The sequence below is a fragment of the Pseudomonas sp. SDO5271_S396 genome, assembly GCF_054071795.1.
Genome location: NZ_JBSVWB010000050.1, coordinates 1 through 25,246, shown reverse-complemented (window position 1 = coordinate 25,246; position 25,246 = coordinate 1). Strand labels below are relative to the sequence as shown.

Sequence of the window (25,246 nt, the reverse complement as noted above, 5' to 3'; positions counted from 1 at the left end):
GTCAGGCCCCCAACAGACTTTGGCCGCACACGCGCAGCGCCTGGCCGCTGACCGCGCCACTGCCCGGCTGGCCGAGCCAGGCCACCGCCTCGGCCACATCTTGCGGTACGCCGCCCTGGCCCAGCGAACTCATGCGTCGCCCGGCTTCACGCAAGGCGAACGGAATGTGCGCGGTCATCTGGGTTTCGATAAAACCGGGCGCCACCGCGTTGATGCTGATACCGCGTTCTTTCAACTGCGGCGCCCAGGCCTGGGCGAGGCCGATCAACCCGGCCTTGCTCGCGGCGTAGTTGGTCTGCCCGCGATTGCCAGCGATGCCGCTGATTGAGGCCAGCAGCACCACGCGCGCGTGGTCGTGCAGGGTTCCGCTGTCGAGCAGCGCCCGGGTCAGCACCTGAGGGGCGTTGAGGTTGACCGCCAGCACGGCGTCCCAGTATTCGGGGGTCATGTTGGCCAGGGTCTTGTCGCGGGTAATCCCGGCGTTGTGCACCAGCATGTCGAGCCCGTCGGGCAGGTGTTCGATCAACTGGCCGGCGGCGTCTTCAGCACAGATATCCAGGGCGATGGTGCGGGCGCCCAGGCGCGCGGCGAGGGCGTCGAGGTCAGTCTTGGCCTGGGGCACGTCGAGCAAAATTACCTCGGCGCCGTCACGGGCCAGGGTTTCGGCGATGGCGGCACCAATGCCTCGGGCGGCGCCGGTGACCAGCGCCTTGCGCCCGGCCAGCGGGCGGGTCCAATCCTCGACGGGTGTGGCGCAGGCTTCGAGGCGAAGCACTTGGCCAGAGATATAGGCGCTTTTGGGCGACAGGAAAAACCGCAGCGCCCCTTCCAACTGGTCTTCGGCGCCTTCGCCGACATACAGCAGTTGCAGCACGCCGCCGTTGCGCAGTTCTTTGGCCAGCGAGCGGCTGAAGCCTTCCAGGGCTCGCTGGGCGCTGGCGGCGAAGGGATCGTCGAGGCTTTCCGGCGCGCGGCCAAGGATCACCAGGTGCGCGCTGTTGGCGAGGTTTTTCAGCAGGGGCTGGAAGAACTCGCGCAGTTGCTTGAGCTGATCGGTGTGCTGCAACCCGCTGGCGTCGAACACCACCGCCTTGAGTTTGGGGCCGTGGCCGGGGATCCAGGTCGAGGTCTCGGTGCCGTAGGTGTAGGTGGCATCGGTGAGTTTGTGGGCAAATGCCTGCACGTGGGATATCAGCCCGCCGCCGCCGAGCAGCAGCGCGCCTTCCACCGGGCGCAGGCGACCGGCTTGCCAGCGTTCCAGGCGTACCGGCGACGGCAGGCCAAGGGCGGCGACCAGGCGATGGCCGAGGCTTGAGTTGGCGAAGTCGATATAACGGTCAGACATGGAACGCTCTCCGAAAGCTGGGGTTCAAAAGGGTTGACCACCCCGGGGCGGCAGTCGTTCGATCAGTCTAGGCTGGATGATTCCACCCACAACCATCAGGGAGCTTTCCATGACTCAATTACGCCGTGTCGCGATCATTGGCGGCAATCGCATCCCCTTCGCGCGCTCCAATGGCCCGTATGCCACGGCGAGTAACCAGGCGATGCTCACCGCGGCGCTGGAGGGCCTGATCGAGCGCTATGACCTGCATGGCCTGCGCCTGGGCGAGGTGGCCGCCGGCGCGGTGCTCAAGCATTCGCGCGACTTCAACCTCACCCGTGAATGCGTGCTGGGCTCGCGTCTGTCGCCGCAAACCCCGGCGTACGATATTCAACAAGCCTGCGGCACGGGCCTTGAGGCTGCGTTGCTGGTGGCCAACAAGATCGCGCTGGGCCAGATCGAATGCGGGATTGCCGGCGGGGTGGACACGACGTCCGACGCGCCCATCGGCGTCAATGAGGGGTTGCGCAAGCTGCTGTTGCAGGCCAATCGCAGCAAGTCCATGGCGGATAAACTAAAAGTCTTGTTACAACTTCGCCCCCGTCATCTCAAACCCGAACTGCCGCGCAACGGTGAGCCGCGTACCGGATTGTCCATGGGCGAGCATTGCGAGTTGATGGCGCAGACCTGGCAGATTCCCCGCGCGGAGCAGGACCAGTTGGCCCTGGAGAGTCATCGGAACCTGGCCGCTGCCTACGCGGAGGGCTGGCACAACGATTTGCTCACGCCGTTCCTGGGCCTGACCCGCGACAACAACCTGCGCGCCGACCTGACCCTGGAAAAACTCGCGAGCCTCAAGCCGGTGTTCGAGCGCAGCGAAAAGGGCACGCTCACCGCCGGCAACTCGACGCCGCTCACCGATGGCGCCTCCCTGGTGTTGCTGGGCAGTGAAGCATGGGCAAAAGAGCGCGGCTTGCCGATCCTGGCCTACCTGCGTGACGGCGAGGCGGCGGCGGTGGATTTCGTCAACGGCGCCGAAGGCCTGCTGATGGCGCCGGTGTATGCGGTGCCGCGCTTGCTGGCGCGCAATGGCCTGACGCTGCAGGATTTCGATTACTACGAAATCCACGAAGCGTTCGCTGCCCAAGTGTTGTGCACACTCAAGGCCTGGGAGGATGCGGATTACTGCAAGACGCGCCTGGGGCTTGACGCACCGTTGGGCGCCATCGACCGCAGCCGGCTGAACGTCAAAGGCAGCTCCCTGGCGGCCGGGCATCCTTTTGCGGCCACCGGTGGGCGTATCGTCGCCAACCTGGCGAAGTTGCTGGATGCGGCCGGCAAGGGCCGTGGGCTGATTTCCATCTGTGCGGCGGGCGGGCAGGGTGTCACCGCCATCATCGAGCGCTGATTGCCGCGCAAACTGGCACAGTGGATGCATTCTTGAGACGTCAAAGGTCGGTAGCCTCTCCCACCGGCGAGTGGATTGCCGTATAAGGAATGCCAGACGCGTATTTGGTAATAAAGGACCCACAATAAAAGCTGATGAAGACTCCTAAACGCATTGAACCCCTGATCGAGGACGGTCTGGTCGACGAAGTGCTGCGCCCACTCATGAGTGGTAAAGAAGCAGCTGTTTATGTGGTGCGCTGCGGCAACGAATTACGTTGCGCCAAGGTTTACAAGGAGGCGAACAAACGAAGTTTTCGTCAGGCGTCCGAATACCAGGAGGGCCGCAAGGTCCGCAACAGTCGTCAGGCCCGGGCCATGGCCAAGGGCTCCAAGTACGGCAAGAAAGAAGCCGAAGATGCCTGGCAGAACGCCGAAGTGGCGGCGTTGTTCCGTCTGGCCGGTGCAGGCGTTCGCGTGCCTCAGCCGTTCGACTTCCTCGAAGGCGTGCTGTTGATGGAACTGGTGGCCGATGAGTACGGCGACGCCGCGCCACGCCTGAATGACGTGGTGCTGGAGCCGGAGCAGGCGCGTGAGTACCACGCCTTTCTGATTTCCCAGATCGTGCTGATGCTGTGTACCGGCCTGGTGCATGGTGACCTGTCGGAGTTCAACGTGCTGCTCGCACCGACGGGCCCGGTGATCATCGACCTGCCCCAGGCCGTGGACGCGGCGGGTAACAACCATGCGTTCACCATGCTGGAGCGGGACGTGGGCAACATGGCGGCCTATTTCGGGCGCTTTGCCCCGGAATTGAAGAGGACCCGCTACGCCAAGGAAATGTGGGCCCTGTACGAAGCTGGCACCTTGCACCCGGGCAGCGTGTTGACCGGCGAGTTCGACGAGCCTGAAGAACTGGCGGATGTTCACGGCGTGATGCGTGAGATCGAAGCGGCACGGCTGGATGAAGCCCGCCGCCAGGCGATTCGGGCTGCTGACGAGGCGCCTCCGGGCAAAGGCTCCGACGAGCCACCGCCACCGCCGTGGATGCAGTGATCTCATGGTGATCGTTCCCACGCTCCGCGTGGGAATGCAGTCAAGGGCGCTCCGCGCTCCAAGCGTGACGCGGAGCGTCACAAGAGGCGTTCCCACGCGAGCGTGGGAACGATCAAGGTATCTTCAGGCGCAACAGTTACCTGAAGCCAACTCCTTGAGAATCGGGCAATCCGGTCGATGATCGCCGTGGCAATGCTCTGCCAGGTCCTGCAACGTATCGCGCAGTTGCCCAAGCTCCAGGATCTTCTGGTTCAGTGCTTCGATGTGCTGGCGTGCCAGGGCTTTCACATCGGCGCTGGCACGCTGGCGGTCTTGCCACAGGGTCAGCAGTTTGCCGACTTCCTCCAATGAAAACCCCAGGTCCCGCGAGCGTTTGATGAACGCCAGGGTGTGCAGGTCGTCACTGCCGTACACGCGGTAGCCGCTGTCGGTACGGTGGGCGGCCTTGAGCAGGCCGATGGACTCGTAGTAACGGATCATCTTTGCGCTCAGCCCACTCTGGCGGGCGGCTTGGCCGATGTTCATGGGCGTTGATCCTCCGGGTTCTCGGGTTTCCAGGTTTTGAGCAGTAACGCATTGCTCACCACGCTGACGCTGGACAAGGCCATGGCCGCGCCCGCCAGTACAGGGTTGAGCAGGCCGAACGCGGCCAGGGGAATACCGATCAGGTTATACACAAAGGCCCAGAACAGGTTCTGGCGAATTTTTGCGTAGGTCTTGCGGCTGATCTCCAGGGCGGCGGGTACCAGGCGCGGATCGCCGCGCATCAAGGTAATGCCCGCCGCGTGCATGGCCACGTCGGTGCCACCGCCCATGGCGATGCCGATATCGGCGGCGGCGAGTGCCGGGGCGTCGTTGATGCCATCGCCGACCATGGCCACCACGCCGGTCTTTTTCAGCTCGGCAACCGTGGCGGCCTTGTCGGCAGGCAGCACTTCGGCGTGCACACTGTCGATGCCCAGGGCGTGCGCCACCACGCGGGCGCTGCCGCGGTTGTCACCGGTCAGCAGGTGACTGTCGATGTGCCGGGCCTTGAGTTGCTGCACCGCCTGCAAGGCGCCGGGCTTGAGGGTGTCGCCAAAGGCGAACAACCCCAGCACACGCGGTTGGGCGCCTTGTTCGATCAGCCAGGACAAGGTGCGGCCTTCGGCCTCCCAGGCGTGGGCGTCAGCGGCCAGCTCGCCCGCGTTCAAGCCGCTTTCCTCCAGCAGACGACGGTTGCCCAGGGCCAGTGCGCGGCCCTCGAGGGTGCCGGCGATGCCGCGCCCGGTCAGGGACTGGCTGGCGCTGACATCACCCACGTTCAGCCCTCGCTCTTGGCAGGCCTCCAGCACCGCCTTGGCCAGCGGGTGTTCGCTGCCGCGTTGCAGGGCGCCGGCCTGTTGCAGCAGCAGCGCCTTGTTGCCGTCCACAGCAGCGAGATGTGCGATCTTTGGCGCGCCGGAGGTGAGGGTGCCGGTCTTGTCGAACACCACGGTGCTCACGGCATGGGCTCGTTCCAGGGCTTCGGCGTCTTTAATCAAAATGCCATAGCGCGCGGCAACGCCTGTGCCAGCCATGATCGCGGTCGGCGTGGCCAGGCCCAGGGCGCAGGGACAGGCGATCACCAGCACCGCGACCGCATTGATGATCGCCGTCTCGAGCGGTGCGCCGTACAGCCACCAGCCCACCAGCGTCATCAAGGCCAGCACCAGCACGGCCGGCACGAAGACCTGGCTGACTTGGTCCACCAGTTTCTGGATGGGGGCCTTGGCCGCCTGGGCGTCTTCCACCAGGCGAATGATGCGCGCCAGTACGCTTTCGGCGCCGAGCGCCTGGGTGCGCACCAGCAAACGGCCCTCACCGTTGATGGCGCCGCCGGTCACGGTGTCGCCGGGTTGCTTGGGTACCGGCAGGCTTTCGCCGCTGATCAAGGCTTCGTCGGCGTGGCTCTGGCCGTCGATCACTTCACCGTCCACTGGGAAGCGTTCACCGGGTTTGACCAGCACCTGATCACCCAGCCGCAATGCGTTGATGGCGACGTCTTCCTCGCGCCCTTCCACCACGCGTATCGCGCGCTCCGGACGCAGGGCTTCGAGGGCCCGGATGGCGCTGGCGGTCTGGCGTTTGGCTCGGCTTTCGAGGTACTTGCCGAGCATGACCAGGGTGATCACCACCGCCGAGGCTTCGAAATACAGGTGCGGCATGCTGCCGGCGGAGGCTGTGAGCCATTCGTACAGGCTCAGGCCATAGCCGGCACTGGTGCCGATGGCTACCAGCAGGTCCATATTGCCGGCACCGGCCCGCACGGCTTTCCACGCGGCGATATAGAAACGCGCGCCAAGGATGAATTGCACGGGGGTGGCCAAGGCGAATTGCAGCCACGCGGGCAACATCCAGTGCAGGCCGAAGGGTTCCACCAGCATCGGCAGCACCAGCGGCAGGGCCAGCAGGATAGCCAGCAGCAGTGCCCAACGTTCACGGTGAAGGCGTTGCGCCTGATCGGCCAGGGTCGTGGTTTCGGGCTGGGGCAGGGTGGCGGTGTAGCCGGCCTTGTCCACGGCGGCGATCAGGATGCCGGGGTCCATCGGGCCCTGCACTTCGACGTGGGCACGTTCGTTGGCCAGGTTGACGCTGACGCTCTGTACCCCCGGCACCTTGCCCAGCGCGCGCTCGACGCGGCCGGCACAGCTGGCGCAGGTCATGCCGCTGATGGGCAGGTCAAAGGTGGTGGATCCGTTCATTGGGGCAGTCCTCCAGGAGAAGTTGCGCCTAGGATCAACCTTGACCTGTGGGGAAGGTCAAGCCCTCAGTCTTCCACGCGGCATTCCCACGCAGGGCGTGGGAACGATCTTCATCTTCAGAGGGGATCAGTATTCGAGGGCGGCAGCTTTCAGGTACATGCCATCCGGCCCCTGGGCGATGCGCAGCTTGCGCACGTCACCGGCCTTGAGGGTGATGGTCTGCGCCGGTGGCGCGAGCATGCCCGGCTGGCAGCCCGGGGTCTGGCCCGGCAGCAGCTTCAGGCGCAGGGACAGGTTGCCCGCCGGCAGGTTGAACGAGGTGGCCTGTTCCTGGAACAGACGGCCCGCCAGTTGATCATTGAGGTACAGGCCGATCTCGCAATTGGTCGGCACCTCCAGACGTTCCCGGGAAATGATCAGCACCGCATAGTCTTCGGCCGCGCTGGCCGGTGGCACGGCGGCAAACAAGCCCATCAGGCCGACAAGGGTAAAAAACGACCCGCGCATGGCGAACGCTCCGTGGTGGATAGCTAAGAGGATTGAAGCTTGGCCGACGTCGCGCCCGAATACCAGCCCGGCAGATGTTTTCAGAACTTGACCTTGCCATGGTGACAAGGTCGACACTGCGCTCAACCTTCATCAAAGGAGTCATGTCATGCAAGTGTTCAACGTGGAAGGAATGACCTGCGGCCATTGTGTTCGGGCGGTGACCCAGGCGGTACAGGGCGCGGACCAGGCAGCGGAGGTGAAAGTGGACCTCGCCGCGAAACAGGTCAGTGTGCAAAGCCAGCTGAGCCGGGAGGTGATTGCCGGTTTGATCCGTGAAGAAGGCTACGAGGTCGTCTGATTTTTGATAGTTAGCCAGCTATCTTAATGTTCAAGGCACCCAAGCCCGGCTAGACTGTCGGGCTGCCGACTTTCTTGGGTGCCTGATGAACCTGCGCATAATCCTGATCCTGGGCGCCTTGAGCGCCTTCGCGCCGCTGGCGATCGACTTTTACCTGCCGGGCTTTCCGGCGATGGCCACGGCGTTCGCCACTGACGAAAAACATATCCAACTGACCCTGGCGGTGTATTTCGCCGGGCTGGCCATCGGCCAACTGGTCTATGGTCCGCTGGCCGACCGCTTCGGTCGCCGCGTGCCCCTGCTCAGCGGTGTCACGCTGTTTACCCTGGCATCGTTTGCCTGCGCTTACGCTCCGTCATTGGAATGGTTGGTGGGCGCACGTTTCGTGCAGGCCCTGGGCGGTTGCGCGGGCATGGTGATTTCCCGCGCGGTGGTCAGTGACAAATGCGATGCCGTGGGTTCCGCCAAGGTGTACTCGCAACTGATGCTGGTGACGGGCCTGGCGCCGATCCTCGCCCCCCTGGCGGGTGGCGTGATGGTCGGGGTGTGGGGCTGGCAGTCGATTTTCCTGGCGTTGTCGGTGTTCAGCGTCATGGCGGCCATTGCCGTGGCACTGGGGTTGCCGGAAACCTTGCCGGCCAACCAGCCACGTCAGCCGTTGTCCGGGTCGTTGCGCCGCTACATCGGGCTGCTGTCGGACCGGGTCTACCTCGGCTATGCCCTCACCGGTGGCATTTCGATTGCCGGGATGTTCGCCTACATCGCCGGTTCGCCGTTCGTCTTCATCAAGCTGTACGGAGTAGCCCCCGAGCACTACGGCTGGCTGTTCGGCTCGAATGCCGCCGGCTTCATTCTGGTGGCCCAGCTCAATGCGCGGTTGTTGTCCAGGCGTGGCCCGGCGTTTCTGTTGTCGCGCACGGTGTGGGTCTATGTGCTGGCGGCGCTGACGTTGCTGGGGATCACGGCGTTGCGTCCCGCTGCGTTGTGGCCGTTGCTGGTGCCGCTGTTTATCTGCATCGCCAGCCTGGGGTGCATCCTGCCCAATACCTCGGCCTGCGCCATGAGCGGGCAGGGCGCGCGGGCCGGCAGTGCCTCGGCGCTGCTGGGCTGTATTCAGTTCGGCGTGGCGGCGGGGGCTGCGTCATTGGTCGGGGTGCTGCACGATGGCACCGCGATGCCGATGGCCATGGTCATCAGTTTGTGCGGGGTGTTGGCGGTGACGATTGCGGTGTCGACCCAGCGCCTGCAACGGGCGAGGGCCGCGCAGGCGCAGGTCTGAAGCGTATCAGCCAGCGGCGGCGCGCTGCTGGCCAAGGGGAAAGTGGTGGGGGGCCTGGATGCGGGCTTGCAGGGTGTCGGCGAAGGCGCGGGCCTCGGCCTCACTGCGGAAGGTGAAGGCATTCTGGTCGAGACGGACCTGCCATTTGTTGCCGGGGGTTTTTGCTAACGCTTTTATCAGGATTTTCATTGCTGACTTCCTCACGTAAAAGAATCGTGGCAAAGGCCGCCAATATAAACCCGAATACGCTCACAAATATGACAAAGATCAACTCTCGGACTAGCGGTGCCGTCCATCACTGCGATGAATAACGGACGACACCCAGACCAGGTTTTCAGAATCCTTCGAGCACGATCTTGCCCTTGGCCTTGCCGCTTTCCAGCAGCGCGTGGGCTCGGCGCAGGTTGGCCGCGTTGATCACGCCGAAGTGCTCGCCCACCGTGGTTTTCAGGGTGCCGGCGTCGATCAGTTGCGCCACGCGGTTGAGCAGGTTGTGCTGCTCGATCATGTCCGGGGTTTCGAACATCGAACGGGTGTACATGAACTCCCAGTGCAGCGACAGGCTCTTGCGCTTGAGCTTGCCGACGTCCAATGCCTTGGGGTCATCGATCAGCGCCAGCTTGCCCTGTGGTTGCAGGGCCTCGACCAACTGGTCCAGGTGATGATCGGTCTGGGTCAGGCTGGCGACGTGGGTCACTTGGGCCTGGCCCGCAGCTTTCAGGGCCTCGCTCAACGGTTGGCTGTGATCGATCACCAGGTCGGCGCCCAGTGCTTTCGCCCACTCCTGTGTTTCAGGGCGCGAGGCGGTGCCGATGACTTTCAAGGCAGTGAGTTGGCGCGCCAGTTGGGTCAGGATCGAACCCACGCCACCGGCGGCACCGACGATCAGCAGGCTCTGGCCTTCATCCTTTTTGCCCTCACGCACTTGCAGGCGCTCGAACAGCAGCTCCCAGGCGGTGATGGCGGTCAACGGCAGCGCGGCGGCTTCGGCAAAGCCCAGGCTCTTGGGCATATGGCCGACGATGCGTTCGTCCACGGTGTGCAGTTCGCTGTTGCCGCCCGGGCGGACCAGGGAACCGGCGTAGAACACCTTGTCGCCGGCCTTGAACAGCGTCACTTCGCTGCCGACCGCCTTGACCACTCCCGCCACGTCCCAGCCCAGCACCTTGGCGGCGCCGTTTTCCGGGGCGACGTTCTGGCGGACTTTGGTGTCGACCGGGTTGACCGAGATGGCTTTGACTTCCACCAGCAGGTCGCGCGGACCGGCGACGGGTTCAGGCAATTCGATGTCTTGCAGGGCCTTTGGATCGTTGATCGGCAAGGATGCGTAGTAGGCAATGGCTTTCATGATGGCTCCGGAAAAGGGGGGATGATCAGGCAAGAAATTTCAGGCGCTTGAGGTCGAAGTGTTCGATCACGTCGGCGGCCTTGGCGCGGAAGCTCTGGATGTGGGCGCTCTGGTCGTGGTCGGCCAGCGCTGCGTCATCGCTCCAGCGTTCGAGCATGTAGAAGGTCTCGGGGTGTTGCAGGTCCTGGTGCAGGTCGTATTGCTCGCAACCGGCTTCCAGGCGGGTGGGTTCCAGCAGGCCGCGCAGCAAGGTTTCCAGGGTGGCCTGTTGGCCAGGTTTGGCGATCAGCGTGGCGATGACGTTAAAGGCAGTGGACATATTCAACTCCAGACACGTGATGAACGGGATGGACAGATGATTGGCTATTTCCCGTGAAGATAAAAGCGGCTAAAACAGCAGTCTGTTTCAATAAAATTTTGATAATTGGACGGTATGCATGCTGCGTTTTGATGATTTGCAGTTGTTTGTGCGCGCAGCCGACCTGGGCAGTCTTTCGGCAGCGGCGCGGGTGATGGACCTGTCGCCGGCGGTGGCCAGCGCAGCCCTCAAGCGCATCGAGCAACAGCTGGGTACGCGTTTGCTGGCGCGCTCCACCCGCAGCCTGCGCCTGACCGCCGAAGGCGAGGGCTTCCTGGAATATGCCCGTGCCGCGCTGGGTTCGCTGGAAGAGGGACGGCGGTTGCTGGCTAGTGGGCAGGACCATGTCAGCGGCGTGTTGCAACTGTCGGCGCCGTCGGATTTCGGCCGCAATCAATTATTGCCGTGGCTGGACGAGTTTCAGCAGGAATACCCGCAACTCACTGTGCGCCTGTTGCTGGGCGACCGCATTGCCGATCTGTTTCGTCAGCCGGTGGACATTGCGCTGCGTTACGGCGAGCCCGAGGACTCCAGCCTGATCGCACTGCCCATCGCCCCGGACAATGTGCGTGTGTTGTGCGCGGCGCCCAGCTATCTCGCGCGGCATGGCGAACCCCGGCACCTGGAGCAACTGGCCCAGCACAATTGCCTGCTTTATATGCTCGGCAGTCGAGTGCACGACCATTGGACCTTTCACGATGGCAAGCGCGAAGTGAGCCTGACCGTCTCCGGCGATCGTTTCAGCGACGATGCCGATGTGGTGCGTCGCTGGGCGGTAGCGGGTGTGGGCATTGCCTACAAGTCCTGGCTGGATGTAAGTACCGACGTGCTGGCCGGGCGCTTGCGCTTGATCCTGCCGGAGCTACGCGGCGAGCGAACGCCGCTGAACCTGCTGTGTGCCCACCGTGCGCAGTTGAGTAAACCGATCAACCTGCTGCGGGAAATGCTCGTGTCCCGTTGTGCGACATTAACGGCGCAGTGGCCGGAACGATTGAGTACTGCGCAATAACCTCCGCTACATCCAGAAATTTCACTCAGATCCCGTCCCTGTTTACGCTGTCAGACGCCGCGGAACTGGCGGCGTGCGCCCCTATACTTTGGCGCCAACCGCAGCAGACAAACGATTCAACAGGGAGTGAATACATGGAAGAAGCACCTTGCATCAGCCAGATCGCCAGCTTGCTCGCCGAACCCAAGCGCACCGCCATGCTCTGGGCCTTGATGGACGGCTCGATCAAATCCTCACACGAGCTGGCGAAGCTCGCCGGGTTGTCACCGACGAGCGCCAATGCCCACCTGGCGCGCCTGACCGGCAGCGGCCTGCTGAAGGTCGAAGCCCGGCGGGGCCAGCGTTTGTTCCGGGTGGCAGCGGAGGATGTCAGTGCCGCCGTCGATGCCTTGGCCTGTACCACCATGGCCAGTGCTCGGCGATGTTCACCCCATGCTGCTCCGCAGGCGTTGGTCGCCCCCCTGTCGTTGCGACAGGCGCGGTTGTGCAACGGGCACCTGGGGGGCGAACTGGCGGCCGGCCTGTATCAACGCATGATGGCAGCGGGCTGGATCGAGCGCTCCGAGCAGCGCCTCGGTATCACCGCCAAGGGGGCGCACTCCCTGGCGGAGCTTGGCCTGTTTATCCACGCGCTGGCTTCGCCGCAGGTGTGTGAGTGTTTCGACTGGAGCCAGCAGCAACCGCATCTGGGCGGTGCACTGGGCGCCGGCTTGCTGCAATTGTTCATGCAGTCGAACTGGATCAGCGGGGTCAACGATTCCCGGGCATTGCGGGTCAATGACACCGGGCTGGCGGAAATTGCCCGTCTGGCGGCGCCTGAGCCGCCCAGTCTCCCGGGGCGTCGTTCAGAGTTGCAGTCAGGTCGCATCCAGCAATAGCTCGGCCCAATGATGCCGCACACTCGCCGAGGGGATTTCCACACAGGGGGTGCGGCATGGGTAGTCATAGCTATAGTGCAGCGGAACGATTGGAACGGTTGCCCATCAGCGGTTATCACCGCGTCATTTTCATCATCATTGCCCTGGCGTTTTTCTTCGACTCCATGGACCTGGCGATGATGACGTTCCTGCTGGGCTCGATCAAAACCGAATTCGGCCTGAGCACGGCCCAGGCCGGGTTACTGGCCAGTTCGAGCTTTTTCGGCATGGTGGTCGGGGCGTCGCTGTCCGGGATGCTGGCCGACCGCTTTGGCCGCAAGCCGGTGTTCCAGTGGAGCATTGTGCTGTGGGGGCTCGCCAGTTACCTGTGCTCCACGGCGCAGACGGTGGAGACGCTGACGCTGTTCCGCATTTTGCTGGGCATCGGCATGGGCATGGAGTTTCCCATCGCGCAGTCGATGTTGTCGGAGCTGATTCCCGCACAACGGCGCGGGCGCTATATCGCATTGATGGATGGCTTCTGGCCGCTGGGGTTTGTAGCGGCGGGCGTGTTGTCGTATTTCCTGCTGCCGGTGATTGGTTGGCGGGACATCTTCCTGGTGCTGGCGATACCGGCAGTGTTTGTGTTGGCGATCCGCTTTTTCATTCCGGAGTCGCCGCGCTGGCTCGAACAGGCCGGGCGGCATGACGCGGCGGACAAGGTGTTGCGCGGCATCGAACAGAAAGTGCGCGACTCGCTAGGGCAGACCGACTTGCCGACGCCGATTCGCCTGCCACGAATCGACAGTGTTCCGGGCACGTTTTTCTCGGCATTCCAGCAGTTGTGGTCGGCGCAGTACCGCCAGCGCACGTTGATGATCTGGAGTGTGTGGTTCTTCGCCCTGCTGGGTTTCTACGGGCTGACGTCCTGGTTGAGCGCACTGTTGCAGCAATCGGGGTTTGCCGTGACCCAGTCGGTGTATTACACGGTGATCATTTCCCTGGGCGGCATTCCCGGTTTTCTGATGGCGGCCTGGTTGGTTGAGCGCTGGGGGCGCAAGCCGGTGTGCGTGGTGACATTGCTCGGCGGCGGGGTGATGGCGTTTCTTTACGGGCAGAGCGCGGTGTTTGGCGGCAACGTGGGCCTGCTGATCACCTCGGGCCTGTTGATGCAGTTTTTTCTGTTTGGCATGTGGGCGGTGCTTTACACCTATACGCCGGAGTTGTACCCCACCTCGGCCCGGGCCACGGGCTCCGGATTTGCCTCGGCAATTGGCCGGGTCGGTTCGTTGCTGGGTCCGCTGGTGACCGGGTTGGTGTTTCCGGTGACCGGGCAGGGCGGCGTGTTTGCGCTGGGCGCGCTGTGTTTCGCAGTAGCGGCGCTGGTGGTGTGGGTGTTCGGGATGGAGACGAAGGGCAAGACCCTGGAAGAATTGACCCAGGCTTGAAGGCAATGGCATCAGTGTGGGAGCGGGCTTGCTCGCGAAAGCGGTGAGTCAGTCGAAATATCTTTGGCTGACACTCCGTTATCCCAGGCAAGCCAGCTCCCACATTTTTTGCTCGTGTTTTTCCCGTTATGGCTTCACGAGGCGCGCATCCAGGCTGTTTTGCGCCAGGCGTCTGGCCTGGTCCTGGGTCATGCCCAGGGCGGTGTGCAGCGCGTGGAAGTTCTCGGTGACGTAACCGCCGAAGTACGCCGGGTCATCCGAGTTCACCGTGACTTTCACACCCCGTTCGAGCATGTCGAGGATGTTGTGCTGAGCCATGTCGTCGAATACGCAAAGTTTGGTGTTGGACAGTGGGCATACGGTCAGCGGGATCTGCTCGTCGATGATGCGTTGCATCAAGCGCTCGTCCTCGATGGCGCGCACGCCGTGGTCGATACGCTGGATCTTCAGCAGGTCGATGGCTTCCCAGATGTACTCGGGCGGGCCTTCTTCACCGGCATGGGCCACGGTGAGGAAGCCTTCGTGGCGTGCACGGTCGAACACGCGCTGGAACTTGCTCGGCGGGTGACCCATCTCCGAACTGTCCAGGCCCACGGCCACGAAGGCATCGCGGAACGGCAGCGCCTGGTCCAGGGTTTTTTCGGCTTCGGCTTCGCTCAGGTGGCGCAGGAAGCTGAGGATCAGGCCGCTGGTGATGCCCAGTTGCTGCTCGCCATCTTTGAGGGCTGCCGCGATGCCGTTGAGCACCACTTCGAAAGGGATGCCCCGGTCGGTGTGGGTCTGTGGGTCGAAGAAGGGTTCGGTGTGGATCACGTTCTGCGCCTTGCAGCGCAGCAGGTAGGCCCAGGTCAGGTCGTAGAAATCCTGGGAGGTACGCAACACATCGGCGCCCTGGTAGTACAGGTCGAGGAACTCTTGCAGGTTATTGAAGGCGTAGGCCTTGCGCAGGGTTTCGACGTCATTCCAAGGCAGCGCAATTTTGTTGCGCTCGGCCAGGGCGAACAGCAACTCCGGCTCCAGCGAGCCTTCCAGGTGCAGGTGCAGTTCTGCCTTGGGCAGGGCGTTGAGCCAATCGTACATTTTCTAAATTCTCATCAGGTGCAATGGCGGCATTCTACAGGCCATGGCTGAAATATTCGGCAAAACCTGACCAGCAGGATTGTTTTCGTTGCATTCGCGCAAGGGCGGCGTGAACTAAGGTGTAACGAAACGTTAGCGGCGTGACGCAGTCTGTACCCCATCAATGACTGATCTGCCGTTTGGGAAGACCCGGAATGCTCACATCCCTCAAGCAAGAAAAATACCTGCTGCTGGCGCTGCTCGCCGCCGTCGCGGCGTACCCGCTGGAGCACTGGATGTTGCACAGCGGGCAGATGATCGCCTTGCTCGCGGGCATGGTGCTGATCGGTTTCATCGTCGTGGCCTCGATGCGGGTTGCGCACCACGCCGAGCAACTGGCGGAAAAGGTCGGCGACCCGTACGGCACGATGATTCTGACCCTGGCCGCCGTGCTGGTGGAAGTGGTGATCCTGGCGATCATGATGAGCAACGAACCCTCGCCGACCCTGGTGCGCGACACCATCTATTCGGCGGTGATGCTCGATATCAACGGCATCCTCGGTCTTGCCGCCCTGATGGGTGGTATCAAGCATGGCGAACAGTCCTACAACGATGACTCGGCACGCAGCTACAGCGTGATGATTCTCACGGCCATGGGCGTGTCGATGGTGGTGCCGGAATTTATCCCCGAGGCCGACTGGAAAATTTACTCGGCCTTCACCATTGGCGCGATGGTGGTGTTGTACACCCTGTTCCTGCGCATGCAGGTGGGCCCGCACAGTTATTTCTTCAGCTACAGCTACCCGGAAAAGCGTCGCAAGCAACAACCGGAAGCAGAGGCACCGCCGATCAACCTGGCGTTTTCCATCGGCACACTGGTGTTTGGCGTGATTGTGATCGGCGCGCTGGCCGAGGTGATGTCCAAGACGTTGGACCTGGGCCTGGAAGGTACAGGCGCTCCGCCGGTGATCACGGCGATTGTGGTCGCGGCAATTTCGGCGGCGCCGGAGATTCTGACGGCGCTGCGCGCTGCATTGGCCAACCGCATGCAGTCGGTGGTGAACATTGCGCTGGGGGCTTCGCTGTCGACGGTGATCCTGACCGTGCCGGTGATGGAGGCCATGGCGCTCTACACTGGCCAGCCGTTTCAGATGGCGATGACGCCGGTGCAAACCGTGATGGTGTTTATCACGCTGATCGTCAGCGCGATCAACCTCAACGATGGCGAAACCAACGCCATCGAAGGGATGACCCATTTTGTGTTGTTTGCGACCTTTATCATGCTGTCGCTGTTGGGGTTGTGAGCACCGCAGACCCTGGTATGGAGATCGGGTTTGTGTGGGAGCTGGCTTGCCTGCGATAGCATCATTGCGGTTTGGCTGGTGGACCGAGGTGCCTGCATCGCAGGCAAGCCAGCTCCCACATTTGGATGTGTGTAGGGCTTAGGTTCCGGCGATCAGTTGGCGGGCGGCCTGGCTGTGATCGGCGATCAAGCCTTTGAGGTCCAGGCCTTCGACCTGGCCGTCGATCACGCGCCATTTACCGGCCACCATCACCCGGTCCGCACGGTCGGCGCCGCAGAGCAGCAGTGCCGAGATCGGGTCGTGGCTGCCGGAGAAACGCAGCTCATCCAGTTTGAACAGCGCCAGATCAGCCTGCTTGCCAACGGCCAGCTCACCGATGTCCGTACGGCCCAACAATTGCGCCGAACCTTTGGTTGCCCAACCGAGCACGCCTTCGGGGGTGATTTTTTCGGCGCCGTAGCGCAAGCGTTGGATATACAGCGCTTGGCGAGCTTCGAGGATCATGTTCGACGCGTCGTTGGATGCCGAGCCATCCACGCCCAGGCCGATGGGCGCGCCGGCGGCGAGCAGGTCCAGGGTCGGGCAGATGCCGGAGGCCAGGCGCATGTTCGAGCTTGGGCAATGGCAAATACCCGTGCCGGCCGCGCCGAGGCGTGCAATTTCATCGGGGTTGAAGTGAATGCCGTGGGCCAGCCAGGTGCGTGGGCCGAGCCAGCCGACGCTGTCGAGGTAATCCACGGTGCGCAGGCCGAAGCGTTGCAGGCAGAAGTCTTCTTCGTCGAGGGTTTCCGCCAGGTGGGTGTGCAGGCGCACGTCGAGGCTGTTGGCCAGCTCGGCGCTGGCTTCCATGATTTCCGGGGTGACGGAAAACGGTGAGCAGGGCGCCAGGGCAATCTGGACTTGTGCACCGTCACCACGCTGGTGGTATTCGCGGATCAGGCGTTGGCTGTCTTCCAGGATCACCTGTCCCTCCTGCACGGTTTGCTGCGGTGGTAGCCCGCCATCGGCTTCGCCCAGGCTCATGGAACCCCGGGTGAGCATGGCGCGCATGCCCAGTTCACGCACGCTTTGCACTTGTACGTCGATGGCGTTTTCCAGCCCGTCGGGGAACAGGTAGTGGTGATCGGCTGCCGTGGTGCAGCCCGAGAGCAGCAGTTCGGCCAGGGCGACTTTGGAGGCCAGCGCGAGTTTTTCCGGGGTCAGGCGAGCCCACACCGGATACAGGGTTTTCAGCCACGGGAACAGCGGCTGATTGACCACCGGCGCCCAGGCGCGGGTCAGGGTTTGATAGAAGTGGTGGTGGGTGTTGATCAGCCCGGGCAGGACGACATGCTCGCGCGCGTCGAACACTTGGCTGCAAGGCTGCGCAGGTGCTTGGCCTTGGGCCAGCACTTCGCTGATCACACCGTCTTGCAGCACCAGGCCGCCCCGGGCATCGAGGCCATTGGCAGTGAAAATCGCGAGGGGGTTTTTTAACCAGATACGGGTCGCAGGCATGGGCCGGCTCCTCTGAATGATGGGTTCAGGTTTGCCAGCTCAGTGTTGCCCTGTCTGCTGATCCAGGGTCGCCGGGGAGGGCGAGGGGGCAGTCTACGCGTGGACCGTTATCGCCGGCAATCGCTCGATAACGGTCCCCGACGGCTTACCAGGCGATGGTGTCGCCCTTGTAGTCGATAAAGTGATGGCCGCCTTTGCCGGTGTAGGCATTTACCTGGTCCACCAGGCCGCGCACGCTGGTGTCGACATCGATCTGTGCGTTTTCACCGCCCATGTCGGTCTTGACCCAGCCCGGGTGCATCGACAGTACGGTGAGTTTGTGGTCGCCCAGTTGGGTGATGAAGCTGTTGGTCATGGAGTTGAGCGCGGCCTTGCTGGCCTTGTAAAGCGCCAACTCCGAGCCGTCGGGAAGTGCCACGCTGCCCAGCACCGAGCTCATGAAGGCGAGCACGCCGCTGTCTTTGCGGATCTGCCCGACAAAGCGCTGGGCCAGGTTGATCGGCGCCACAGCGTTGGTGAAGAACAATTGGCCGACTTCCGCCAGGGTGGCGTGGCCCGGCTCCTGATTGGCCGGGCCCTTGACGCCGGCGTTGACGAACAGCAGGTCAAAGGTGCGGTCCTTGAGGCGCTGGTTCAGGGCGATCACGGCTTGCTGATCGTCCATGTCGAGTTTCTCGATCTGTACCGGGCCGAGGGCTTTGAGGGCATCGGCGTTGTTCGGGTCGCGCACGGTCGCGGTCACGTTCCAGCCGTCCTGGAGCAGTTGCTTGACCAGGCCAAGGCCCAGCCCACGAGAGGCGCCGATGATCAATGCAGTTTTTGGCGTAGGCATGAAAGGCTTCCTTTAAGCATCACGGTTCAGGGAGTTCAGCGTTGTAGCAGGATACGCCCACGGCTGAGGTCGGCGAGTTGAAGTTGCAGGGTGTCGATCTGCGCTTCGCCCACCGCGAGCTGCAATTCGACACCGTTGGCGGTAAAGGTTTCTTCGACCACCAGCCCGCCCAATTCGGCAACACGCAGTTTCACCAGGTTCAGTTCGGCAAAACCGCAGGCGCAACTCAGGGGGACACGGCTGATCAATTCGATGCGCTCGGCCGCTTGCAGGCATTTATTGGCGCCGCCGCCGTACGCACGGGCCAGGCCGCCGGTGCCCAACTGGATGCCGCCGTACCAGCGGATCACCAGCACCGCGACCTGATCGAACCCCTGCGCTTCGATGGCTGCCAGGATTGGCCGGCCAGCGGTACCGCCGGGTTCGCCGTCGTCGTTGCTGCGGTATTGATCCGCGAGCTTCCAGGCCCAGCAGTTATGGGTGGCGTTCAGGTCGCTGTGTTGCTCGATGAACGCTTGTGCGTCCTGCGGGCTGCTGATCGGCGCGGCGAAGGTGATGAAGCGGCTTTTGCGTATTTCTTCGCGAAACTCGCAAAGGCCGGTCAGTGTGAAAGGCATAAGTCGCTTCGTTTACAGGGCTGGCTTGATGCCGCAGCCCTTGAGAATGATGTGGATCAGGTTGGTGCCGGCGTCTTCCATATCTTGCTTGGTCAACTTGGTGCGCCCGGTGACGCGACAGATTTGGGTGGCGAAGTCGGCGTAGTGTTGGGTGCTGCCCCACAGCAGGAAGATCAGGTGCACGGGGTCGACGGGGTCCATCTTGCCCGCGTTGATCCAGGCCTGGAACACCGCGGCCCGGCCGCTGAACCAGGCGCGGTAGTCTTGGCTGAAATATTCGGTGAGGCACTCGCCGCCGCTGATGATCTCCATGGCGAAGATCCGCGAGGCTTGCGGTTGGCGTCGCGAGAATTCCATCTTGGTGCGGATGTAGCGGGTGAGGGCGGTGGCGGGGTCATCCTCGGCGGTCAGTGCGTTGAAGGTGCTGTCCCACAGTTCGAGGATATTGCTGAGCACCGCGATATACAGGCCCAGCTTGTTGGTGAAGTAGTAGTGCAGGTTGGCTTTGGGCAGCCCGGCACTGGCCGCGATGGTGTTCATGCTCGTGCCTTTGTAGCCATGGCGTGCGAACTCGTCTTCGGCCGCCTGGAGAATCGCTTGTTCGTTCTTTTGCCGAATGCGGCTGGCGGGCTTACCGGCGTGGTTGCTGTGGGCAGGAACTTCGAGGCTCATGGAGGTTTCCGTGCTGATCGATGGAGACGACGTGTGCACTGATAACCCACCCTCAAGCCTCAGACAAGTCCTGATGCAATAAAACCGTCAAAGCGGTTCCAGGGTGTCGCTTTCCGGCGCGTGCTTTGCGGCCTCTGAAGGAGCCTTGCTCTCCGGCAGCAACAGGCACAACACGATGGCCGTCAGCCCTCCGCTGGTGATGGCCGAGTCAAACAGGTTCTGCACCAGCGTCGGCATCAGGTGCAGCAGGTTCGGTTGGGCGGCAATCCCCAGGCCGACGCCCAATGAGGTGGCGATGATCAGCATGCTGCGCCGGTCCAGCGGCGCCTGGGCGAGGATGCGCACACCCGCGGCGGCGACGCTGCCGAACATCACCAGGGTGGCGCCGCCCAATACCGGTTTGGGGATTTGCTGCAGCACGGCGCCAATCAACGGAAACAGGCCGAGGAAAAACAGCAGTAAGCCGATATATAAGCCGACGTATCGGCTGGCCACGCCGGTCAGTTGGATGACGCCGTTGTTCTGAGCAAAGGTGGTATTGGGGAAGGCGCTGAAGGTGGCGGCGATCATGCAACTGACACCGTCACCCAATACGCCGCCTTTGAGCCTGCCTATATAAGCGGGGCCGCTGATGGGCTGCCGGGCGATCATGCAATTGGCGGTGAGGTCGCCGACGGTTTCGATGCTGCTGATCAGATAAATCAGCGCGATCGGCAGGAAAGCACTCCAGTCGAAATTGAAGCCAAAGCGAAACGGGATCGGCAGGCTGACCAGAGGCAATCCGGGCAACGCCTGGGGGACGAGTTTGCCGCTGAACCAGGCGGCCAGGCTGCCGAATGCGAGGCCAATGATGATGGCCGAGAGACGCACCCACGGTGTGTTCGAACGGTTGAGCAGGATGATCGTCAACACCACAAACAGGCCCAGCGCCAGGTTGGCGGGGGCTCCGAAGTCCGGCGCGTTGAAACCGCCGCCCAGGTCGGTAATGCCGACCTTGATCAAACTGATACCGATCAGGGTGATCACAATTCCGGTGACCAGCGGCGTGATAACCCGGCGCAGTTGCCCGATGAAACGACTCAAGACTATTTGTACGACGGCGCCGAAAAAGCACACACCGAAGATCATCGCCATGATGTCCTCCGGGCTGCCGCCCCGTTGTTTCACCAAAAAGCCTGCCGATAATACGGCGCCCAGGAACGCAAAGCTGGTGCCTTGCAGGCAGATCATTCCGGCACCGATACCGAATGGCCTGCGTGCCTGGATGAAGGTGCCGACGCCGGAGACCATCAGCGCCATGCTGATCAAGTAGGGCAAGTGTGCGGTGAGGCCCAGGGTCGAGCCGATGATCAGGGGTGGCGTGATAATGCCGACGAAGGCGGCCAGCACATGTTGCAGTGCTGCAAGGATGGCGGCGGTGGGCTTCGGGCGGTCGTTGAGGCCGTAGATGAGGTCGTTGGGGCTGGAGGATTCTGGAGGCATGGTGGGTTAGCTCAAGGTCTGTGTCCTTGTGTTTCTGCAAAAAGCTGTCCAGGTGCTCAGCTTTTTGTATGAGGCCCGAATTAGCGCGTCGCCGCCAGGCTGTCCAGAAAGCTTTCCAGCACCAAATGGGGGCGACGGCCCTTGCGCGTGACCGATGCGAGGCTCAAATCGTAAAAGCGTGTAGTCGGTTTCAGCGCGCGCAGTCGTCCTTGTTGTACCCAAAGGCTGGCGTAGTGGTCGGGAAGGTAGCCAATGTAGCGACCGGTGAGGATCAGGAAGGCCATGCCTTCGCGGTCCGAGGCGCTGGCGGTGCAGTTGAGTGGCTGATAATGCGCCTGGATCTCGGCGGGCAGGCGGAATGTGGGAGCAATGGCATCCTGACGGTCGATGCGGGCGTCATCCAATTGCTTGTCGTCGGCGTAGAACAGCGGGTGGCCGACTGCGCAGTAGAGCAGCGAGCGTTCGCTGTACAGCGGTTGGTACTCAAGGCCGGAGAGGGCACTGGCCTGGGGCACGACGCCGACATGCAGGCGACCATCGAGTACGCCTTGCTCCACCTCGTTGGGCGAGATCATGCGGATCTGTATCCGCACGTCCGGGCCACGTTCCTTGAGTTGCGCCAGGGCATGGGTGATGCGCATGTGGGGCAAGGTGACGAGGTTGTCGGTGAGGCCAATGATCAGTTCACCGCGCAAGTGTTGATGGAGGCCGTTGACCTCGGTGCGAAAACTTTCCAGCGCGCTGAGCAGTTGCAGGGCTGACTGGTAGACCTCGCGACCTTCCTCAGTGAGGGAGAAACCGGCGCGCCCGCGTTGGCAAAGCCTGAGCCCGAGGCGCTGTTCGAGATCGCTCATCTGCTGGCTGATGGCGGAGCGGCCAATGCCGAGCACGGTTTCGGCGGCTGAAAAGCCGCCGCACTCCACCACGCTGCGAAAGATGCGCAGCAGGCGGATATCGAAGTCGCTGACTTGGGCGAGGGGATCGTGTCGACGGCTGCTCATAGTTTAGTGGCGGTCTGACTGAAGGTTAGAAGAGTTGAATTTCACCGACTTTATCGTCGTGGCAACTTAGCTGCAACAACGCTTTTCAATCCCGACGCTGCCTTTTGCCCTGCGAGGTTTTGCTGATGAACATGCCCGAAAACGCCCCATCGTCCCTGGCCAGCCAACTGAAGCTGGACGCGCACTGGATGCCCTACACCGCCAACCGCAACTTCCAGCGTGACCCGCGTTTGATCGTGGCCGCCGAAGGCAGCTGGCTGACGGACGACAAGGGGCGCAAGGTGTACGACTCGTTGTCGGGCTTGTGGACGTGCGGCGCCGGGCATACGCGCAAGGAGATCCAGGAAGCGGTCGCCAAGCAATTGGGCACTCTGGATTACTCGCCAGGCTTCCAATATGGCCATCCATTGTCCTTCCAACTGGCGGAAAAGATCACTGATCTGACCCCGGGCAATTTGAACCACGTGTTCTTCACCGATTCCGGCTCCGAATGTGCCGATACCGCGGTGAAGATGGTGCGTGCCTACTGGCGCCTGAAAGGCCAGGCCACCAAGACCAAGATGATTGGCCGTGCCCGTGGTTATCACGGTGTGAACATCGCGGGTACCAGCCTGGGCGGCGTCAATGGCAACCGCAAGATTTTTGGTCAGGCGCTGATGGATGTGGACCATCTGCCCCACACCTTGCTCGCGAGCAATGCGTTTTCCCGAGGCATGCCGGAGCAGGGCGGTATCGCGCTGGCCGATGAGCTGCTCAAGCTGATCGAGCTGCATGATGCGTCGAACATCGCCGCTGTCTTTGTCGAGCCGATGGCGGGCTCCGCGGGAGTACTGGTGCCGCCTCAGGGCTACCTCAAGCGCCTGCGCGAGATCTGTGACCAGCACAACATCCTGCTGGTGTTCGACGAAGTGATCACCGGTTTCGGTCGCACCGGTTCGATGTTCGGTGCCGACAGCTTCGGTGTGACCCCGGACTTGATGTGCATCGCCAAGCAAGTCACCAACGGTGCGATCCCGATGGGCGCGGTGATTGCGAGCAGCGAGATCTATCAGACCTTCATGAATCAGGCGACGCCGGAGTACGCGGTGGAGTTCCCCCACGGCTACACCTACTCGGCGCACCCGGTTGCGTGCGCAGCTGGCCTGGCGGCGCTGGATCTGTTGCAGAAGGAAAACCTGGTGCAGAGCGTGGCCGAAATCGCACCGCATTTCGAGAATGCGCTGCATGGGTTGAAGGGCAGCAAGAATGTGATCGACATTCGCAACTATGGCCTGGCTGGTGCGATCCAGATTGCCCCGCGTGACGGTGATGCCATCGTGCGCCCGTTCGAGGCCGGCATGGCGTTGTGGAAAGCCGGTTTCTATGTGCGTTTTGGTGGCGACACCCTGCAGTTCGGACCAACCTTCAACAGTAAGGCGCAGGACCTGGATCGCTTGTTCGATGCGGTCGGCGAAGTACTGAACAAGATCGACTGATTTCTCCTTCTATATAGAACAACTTTTCAGGAGCCCTGCATGAGCCTTATCCAGCATTTGATCAATGGTGAGTTGGTCAGTGATTCCGGTCGGACTGCCGACGTGTACAACCCGTCGACCGGTCAGGTGATTCACCAGGTGCCTTTGGCCAGCCGTGAAACCATTCAAGGCGCGATCGACGCCGCCAAGGCGGCCTTCCCGGCATGGCGCAACACCCCGGCGGCGAAGCGTGCCCAAGTGATGTTTCGTTTCAAGCAATTGCTGGAGCAGAATGAGGCGCGCATCTCGCAACTGATCAGCGAGGAGCACGGCAAGACCCTTGAGGACGCGGCTGGTGAACTGAAGCGTGGGATCGAGAACGTGGAGTACGCGTGCTCGGCGCCGGAGATTCTGAAGGGCGAGTACAGCCGTAACGTAGGACCGAACATCGATGCCTGGTCGGACTTCCAGCCGCTGGGCGTGGTGGCCGGCATTACCCCGTTCAACTTCCCGGCGATGGTGCCGTTGTGGATGTACCCGCTGGCGATCGTCTGCGGTAACTGTTTCATCCTGAAACCGTCGGAGCGTGACCCAAGTTCGACGCTGCTGATTGCGCAATTGTTGCAGGAAGCCGGTTTGCCTAAAGGCGTGTTGAGCGTGGTCCACGGCGACAAAGGCGCGGTGGATGCACTGATCGAGGCGCCGGAAGTAAAGGCGTTGAGTTTCGTGGGGTCGACGCCGATTGCCGAGTACATTTATGCGGAAGCGACCAAGCGTGGCAAACGTGTGCAGGCGTTGGGCGGGGCGAAGAACCACGCGGTGCTGATGCCGGATGCGGACCTGGATAACGCGGTGAGCGCGCTGATGGGCGCGGCGTACGGCTCCTGTGGCGAGCGCTGCATGGCGATTTCGGTGGCCGTGTGCGTGGGAGATCAGGTGGCGGATGCACTGATCGCCAAGCTGGTGCCCCAGATCAAGGCGCTGAAGATTGGCGCGGGTACTTCCTGCGGGCTGGACATGGGGCCGTTGGTTACGGGGCAGGCGCGTGACAAGGTCAGTGGCTATATCGAAGACGGTGTGGCATCCGGTGCGCAGTTGGTGGTTGATGGCCGTGGCTTGAGCATCGCTGGGAATGAAGACGGCTTCTTCCTGGGCGGCAGCTTGTTTGATCGCGTGACGCCTGAGATGCGCATCTATAAAGAAGAAATCTTCGGGCCGGTATTGTGCGTGGTCCGGGTGAATAGCCTGGAAGCGGCGATGCAACTGATCAACGATCATGAGTACGGGAACGGTACGTGTATCTTCACCCGTGACGGTGAAGCGGCGCGGCTGTTCTGTGATGAGATCGAAGTGGGCATGGTTGGGGTGAACGTGCCGCTGCCAGTGCCTGTGGCCTATCACAGCTTTGGTGGTTGGAAGCGTTCGCTGTTTGGTGATCTGCATGCTTATGGGCCGGATGGGGTGCGTTTCTATACCCGTCGCAAGGCTATTACTCAGCGCTGGCCGCAGCGAGCGAGTCATGAGGCGTCGCAGTTTGCGTTTCCTAGCCTTTAAGGTGGGATGAGAAAAGGCCGGCCCTTGGGGTCGGCCTTTGCGTTTCTGGCGTGTTTTTGACCGATATGACAGAAATGTGAAGAAAGGTGTTGACGTCGAATTTTATCTGTCTATAATTCGCCCCACTTCCGGCGCAGTC

The 25,246-nt window shown here is 62.3% G+C and carries 24 protein-coding genes; 10 read left to right on the top strand and 14 right to left on the bottom strand.

All coding sequences use genetic code 11. The features are described from left to right. Position 1: 1 nt before the first annotated feature. Complete coding sequence (locus ACW9IN_RS25140) at positions 2–1,345, bottom strand: 3-oxoacyl-ACP reductase (RefSeq protein WP_457368370.1); 1,344 nt, start codon at positions 1,343–1,345, stop codon at positions 2–4. 109 nt (positions 1,346–1,454) lie between these two features. Between ACW9IN_RS25140 and ACW9IN_RS25135 the strand changes: the two genes are divergently transcribed. Beyond that, on the top strand, positions 1,455–2,732 hold the full coding sequence (locus ACW9IN_RS25135) for an acetyl-CoA C-acetyltransferase (protein ID WP_457368369.1): 1,278 nt from the start codon (positions 1,455–1,457) through the stop codon (positions 2,730–2,732). A gap of 134 nt (positions 2,733–2,866) precedes the next feature. Beyond that, positions 2,867–3,766: a PA4780 family RIO1-like protein kinase gene (locus ACW9IN_RS25130; RefSeq protein WP_457368368.1), complete on the top strand. Its 900-nt coding sequence runs from the start codon at positions 2,867–2,869 to the stop codon at positions 3,764–3,766. A gap of 123 nt (positions 3,767–3,889) precedes the next feature. On the opposite strand, the gene cueR is transcribed toward ACW9IN_RS25130, so the two are convergent. From cueR to ACW9IN_RS25115, 3 genes are all read right to left on the bottom strand, one after another. Continuing rightward, a complete protein-coding gene (cueR, locus tag ACW9IN_RS25125; RefSeq protein ID WP_457368367.1) occupies positions 3,890–4,291 on the bottom strand; it encodes a Cu(I)-responsive transcriptional regulator in 402 nt (133 codons plus the stop codon). Next, on the bottom strand, positions 4,288–6,489 hold the full coding sequence (locus ACW9IN_RS25120) for a heavy metal translocating P-type ATPase (RefSeq protein WP_457368366.1): 2,202 nt from the start codon (positions 6,487–6,489) through the stop codon (positions 4,288–4,290). Before ACW9IN_RS25120 ends, cueR begins: the two co-directional genes overlap by 4 nt. A gap of 126 nt (positions 6,490–6,615) precedes the next feature. Further along, positions 6,616–6,996 carry a hypothetical protein gene (locus tag ACW9IN_RS25115; protein ID WP_457368365.1) on the bottom strand — a complete coding sequence of 127 codons (381 nt, stop codon included), beginning with the start codon at positions 6,994–6,996 and terminating at the stop codon, positions 6,616–6,618. A 148-nt stretch (positions 6,997–7,144) separates the two neighbouring features. Here ACW9IN_RS25115 and ACW9IN_RS25110 point away from each other — a divergent pair, with 148 nt between their 5' ends. Together ACW9IN_RS25110 and ACW9IN_RS25105 are read left to right on the top strand one after the other, a co-directional pair. Further along, positions 7,145–7,336: a heavy-metal-associated domain-containing protein gene (locus tag ACW9IN_RS25110; protein WP_457368364.1), complete on the top strand. Its 192-nt coding sequence runs from the start codon at positions 7,145–7,147 to the stop codon at positions 7,334–7,336. 85 nt (positions 7,337–7,421) lie between these two features. Further along, positions 7,422–8,615, top strand: coding sequence for a multidrug effflux MFS transporter (locus ACW9IN_RS25105; RefSeq protein WP_457368363.1), 1,194 nt, complete (start codon positions 7,422–7,424; stop codon positions 8,613–8,615). Between the two features lie 6 nt (positions 8,616–8,621). On the opposite strand, the gene ACW9IN_RS25100 is transcribed toward ACW9IN_RS25105, so the two are convergent. The 3 genes from ACW9IN_RS25100 to ACW9IN_RS25090 form a co-directional block, all read right to left on the bottom strand. Beyond that, positions 8,622–8,804 (bottom strand): hypothetical protein, encoded by a 183-nt coding sequence (locus ACW9IN_RS25100; RefSeq protein WP_457368362.1) that lies wholly within the window; start codon positions 8,802–8,804, stop codon positions 8,622–8,624. 145 nt (positions 8,805–8,949) lie between these two features. Then, positions 8,950–9,963, bottom strand: a complete 1,014-nt coding sequence (locus ACW9IN_RS25095; protein ID WP_457368361.1) for a zinc-binding alcohol dehydrogenase family protein — start codon at positions 9,961–9,963, stop codon at positions 8,950–8,952. A 25-nt stretch (positions 9,964–9,988) separates the two neighbouring features. Beyond that, a complete protein-coding gene (locus ACW9IN_RS25090; protein WP_065874251.1) occupies positions 9,989–10,282 on the bottom strand; it encodes a putative quinol monooxygenase in 294 nt (97 codons plus the stop codon). 118 nt (positions 10,283–10,400) lie between these two features. On the opposite strand from ACW9IN_RS25090, the gene ACW9IN_RS25085 reads away from it, so the two are divergent. The 3 genes from ACW9IN_RS25085 (at position 10,401) to ACW9IN_RS25075 (ending at position 13,635) form a co-directional block, all read left to right on the top strand. After that, complete coding sequence (locus ACW9IN_RS25085) at positions 10,401–11,330, top strand: LysR family transcriptional regulator (RefSeq protein ID WP_457368360.1); 930 nt, start codon at positions 10,401–10,403, stop codon at positions 11,328–11,330. Positions 11,331–11,464: 134 nt separating this feature from the next. Then, positions 11,465–12,208 carry an ArsR/SmtB family transcription factor gene (locus ACW9IN_RS25080; RefSeq protein ID WP_457368359.1) on the top strand — a complete coding sequence of 248 codons (744 nt, stop codon included), beginning with the start codon at positions 11,465–11,467 and terminating at the stop codon, positions 12,206–12,208. A 56-nt stretch (positions 12,209–12,264) separates the two neighbouring features. Next, positions 12,265–13,635 (top strand): MFS transporter, encoded by a 1,371-nt coding sequence (locus ACW9IN_RS25075; RefSeq protein ID WP_457368358.1) that lies wholly within the window; start codon positions 12,265–12,267, stop codon positions 13,633–13,635. Positions 13,636–13,761: 126 nt separating this feature from the next. On the opposite strand, the gene ACW9IN_RS25070 is transcribed toward ACW9IN_RS25075, so the two are convergent. Continuing rightward, positions 13,762–14,715: an adenosine deaminase gene (locus ACW9IN_RS25070; protein ID WP_457368357.1), complete on the bottom strand. Its 954-nt coding sequence runs from the start codon at positions 14,713–14,715 to the stop codon at positions 13,762–13,764. Positions 14,716–14,909: 194 nt separating this feature from the next. On the opposite strand from ACW9IN_RS25070, the gene ACW9IN_RS25065 reads away from it, so the two are divergent. Next, positions 14,910–15,998 carry a calcium:proton antiporter gene (locus tag ACW9IN_RS25065; protein WP_457368356.1) on the top strand — a complete coding sequence of 363 codons (1,089 nt, stop codon included), beginning with the start codon at positions 14,910–14,912 and terminating at the stop codon, positions 15,996–15,998. A 138-nt stretch (positions 15,999–16,136) separates the two neighbouring features. Here ACW9IN_RS25065 and ACW9IN_RS25060 read toward each other — a convergent pair whose 3' ends face one another. The 6 genes from ACW9IN_RS25060 to ACW9IN_RS25035 all read right to left on the bottom strand — a co-directional run bounded on the left by ACW9IN_RS25060 (position 16,137) and on the right by ACW9IN_RS25035 (position 22,099). Beyond that, complete coding sequence (locus tag ACW9IN_RS25060) at positions 16,137–17,495, bottom strand: 8-oxoguanine deaminase (RefSeq protein ID WP_457368355.1); 1,359 nt, start codon at positions 17,493–17,495, stop codon at positions 16,137–16,139. 145 nt (positions 17,496–17,640) lie between these two features. Then, entirely contained in the window at positions 17,641–18,327 is a 687-nt protein-coding gene (locus tag ACW9IN_RS25055) for an SDR family oxidoreductase (RefSeq protein WP_457368354.1), read from the bottom strand. A gap of 35 nt (positions 18,328–18,362) precedes the next feature. Continuing rightward, on the bottom strand, positions 18,363–18,944 hold the full coding sequence (locus ACW9IN_RS25050) for an IMPACT family protein (RefSeq protein ID WP_457368353.1): 582 nt from the start codon (positions 18,942–18,944) through the stop codon (positions 18,363–18,365). Positions 18,945–18,956: 12 nt separating this feature from the next. After that, on the bottom strand, positions 18,957–19,616 hold the full coding sequence (locus tag ACW9IN_RS25045) for a TetR family transcriptional regulator C-terminal domain-containing protein (protein ID WP_457368352.1): 660 nt from the start codon (positions 19,614–19,616) through the stop codon (positions 18,957–18,959). An 87-nt stretch (positions 19,617–19,703) separates the two neighbouring features. Further along, the gene (locus ACW9IN_RS25040; protein ID WP_457368351.1) at positions 19,704–21,098 is read right to left on the bottom strand and encodes a uracil-xanthine permease family protein; all 1,395 of its coding nucleotides are present in this window, start codon (positions 21,096–21,098) and stop codon (positions 19,704–19,706) included. 80 nt (positions 21,099–21,178) lie between these two features. Continuing rightward, positions 21,179–22,099, bottom strand: a complete 921-nt coding sequence (locus tag ACW9IN_RS25035; protein WP_457368350.1) for a LysR family transcriptional regulator — start codon at positions 22,097–22,099, stop codon at positions 21,179–21,181. A 125-nt stretch (positions 22,100–22,224) separates the two neighbouring features. Between ACW9IN_RS25035 and ACW9IN_RS25030 the strand changes: the two genes are divergently transcribed. After that, positions 22,225–23,574 (top strand): aminotransferase class III-fold pyridoxal phosphate-dependent enzyme, encoded by a 1,350-nt coding sequence (locus ACW9IN_RS25030; RefSeq protein ID WP_457368349.1) that lies wholly within the window; start codon positions 22,225–22,227, stop codon positions 23,572–23,574. Positions 23,575–23,613: 39 nt separating this feature from the next. Next, positions 23,614–25,107 carry a CoA-acylating methylmalonate-semialdehyde dehydrogenase gene (locus ACW9IN_RS25025; protein ID WP_457368348.1) on the top strand — a complete coding sequence of 498 codons (1,494 nt, stop codon included), beginning with the start codon at positions 23,614–23,616 and terminating at the stop codon, positions 25,105–25,107. Positions 25,108–25,246 lie beyond the last annotated feature (139 nt).

What these genes read in the sequence shown, in the direction of transcription:
- ACW9IN_RS25140 (WP_457368370.1), bottom strand. Translation starts at nt 1,345, where the DNA reads ATGTCTGACCGTTATATCGACTTCGCCAACTCAAGCCTCGGCCATCGC.
- ACW9IN_RS25135 (WP_457368369.1), top strand. Translation starts at nt 1,455, where the DNA reads ATGACTCAATTACGCCGTGTCGCGATCATTGGCGGCAATCGCATCCCC.
- ACW9IN_RS25130 (WP_457368368.1), top strand. Translation starts at nt 2,867, where the DNA reads ATGAAGACTCCTAAACGCATTGAACCCCTGATCGAGGACGGTCTGGTC.
- cueR (WP_457368367.1), bottom strand. Translation starts at nt 4,291, where the DNA reads ATGAACATCGGCCAAGCCGCCCGCCAGAGTGGGCTGAGCGCAAAGATG.
- ACW9IN_RS25120 (WP_457368366.1), bottom strand. Translation starts at nt 6,489, where the DNA reads ATGAACGGATCCACCACCTTTGACCTGCCCATCAGCGGCATGACCTGC.
- ACW9IN_RS25115 (WP_457368365.1), bottom strand. Translation starts at nt 6,996, where the DNA reads ATGCGCGGGTCGTTTTTTACCCTTGTCGGCCTGATGGGCTTGTTTGCC.
- ACW9IN_RS25110 (WP_457368364.1), top strand. Translation starts at nt 7,145, where the DNA reads ATGCAAGTGTTCAACGTGGAAGGAATGACCTGCGGCCATTGTGTTCGG.
- ACW9IN_RS25105 (WP_457368363.1), top strand. Translation starts at nt 7,422, where the DNA reads ATGAACCTGCGCATAATCCTGATCCTGGGCGCCTTGAGCGCCTTCGCG.
- ACW9IN_RS25100 (WP_457368362.1), bottom strand. Translation starts at nt 8,804, where the DNA reads ATGAAAATCCTGATAAAAGCGTTAGCAAAAACCCCCGGCAACAAATGG.
- ACW9IN_RS25095 (WP_457368361.1), bottom strand. Translation starts at nt 9,963, where the DNA reads ATGAAAGCCATTGCCTACTACGCATCCTTGCCGATCAACGATCCAAAG.
- ACW9IN_RS25090 (WP_065874251.1), bottom strand. Translation starts at nt 10,282, where the DNA reads ATGTCCACTGCCTTTAACGTCATCGCCACGCTGATCGCCAAACCTGGC.
- ACW9IN_RS25085 (WP_457368360.1), top strand. Translation starts at nt 10,401, where the DNA reads ATGCTGCGTTTTGATGATTTGCAGTTGTTTGTGCGCGCAGCCGACCTG.
- ACW9IN_RS25080 (WP_457368359.1), top strand. Translation starts at nt 11,465, where the DNA reads ATGGAAGAAGCACCTTGCATCAGCCAGATCGCCAGCTTGCTCGCCGAA.
- ACW9IN_RS25075 (WP_457368358.1), top strand. Translation starts at nt 12,265, where the DNA reads ATGGGTAGTCATAGCTATAGTGCAGCGGAACGATTGGAACGGTTGCCC.
- ACW9IN_RS25070 (WP_457368357.1), bottom strand. Translation starts at nt 14,715, where the DNA reads ATGTACGATTGGCTCAACGCCCTGCCCAAGGCAGAACTGCACCTGCAC.
- ACW9IN_RS25065 (WP_457368356.1), top strand. Translation starts at nt 14,910, where the DNA reads ATGCTCACATCCCTCAAGCAAGAAAAATACCTGCTGCTGGCGCTGCTC.
- ACW9IN_RS25060 (WP_457368355.1), bottom strand. Translation starts at nt 17,495, where the DNA reads ATGCCTGCGACCCGTATCTGGTTAAAAAACCCCCTCGCGATTTTCACT.
- ACW9IN_RS25055 (WP_457368354.1), bottom strand. Translation starts at nt 18,327, where the DNA reads ATGCCTACGCCAAAAACTGCATTGATCATCGGCGCCTCTCGTGGGCTG.
- ACW9IN_RS25050 (WP_457368353.1), bottom strand. Translation starts at nt 18,944, where the DNA reads ATGCCTTTCACACTGACCGGCCTTTGCGAGTTTCGCGAAGAAATACGC.
- ACW9IN_RS25045 (WP_457368352.1), bottom strand. Translation starts at nt 19,616, where the DNA reads ATGAGCCTCGAAGTTCCTGCCCACAGCAACCACGCCGGTAAGCCCGCC.
- ACW9IN_RS25040 (WP_457368351.1), bottom strand. Translation starts at nt 21,098, where the DNA reads ATGCCTCCAGAATCCTCCAGCCCCAACGACCTCATCTACGGCCTCAAC.
- ACW9IN_RS25035 (WP_457368350.1), bottom strand. Translation starts at nt 22,099, where the DNA reads ATGAGCAGCCGTCGACACGATCCCCTCGCCCAAGTCAGCGACTTCGAT.
- ACW9IN_RS25030 (WP_457368349.1), top strand. Translation starts at nt 22,225, where the DNA reads ATGAACATGCCCGAAAACGCCCCATCGTCCCTGGCCAGCCAACTGAAG.
- ACW9IN_RS25025 (WP_457368348.1), top strand. Translation starts at nt 23,614, where the DNA reads ATGAGCCTTATCCAGCATTTGATCAATGGTGAGTTGGTCAGTGATTCC.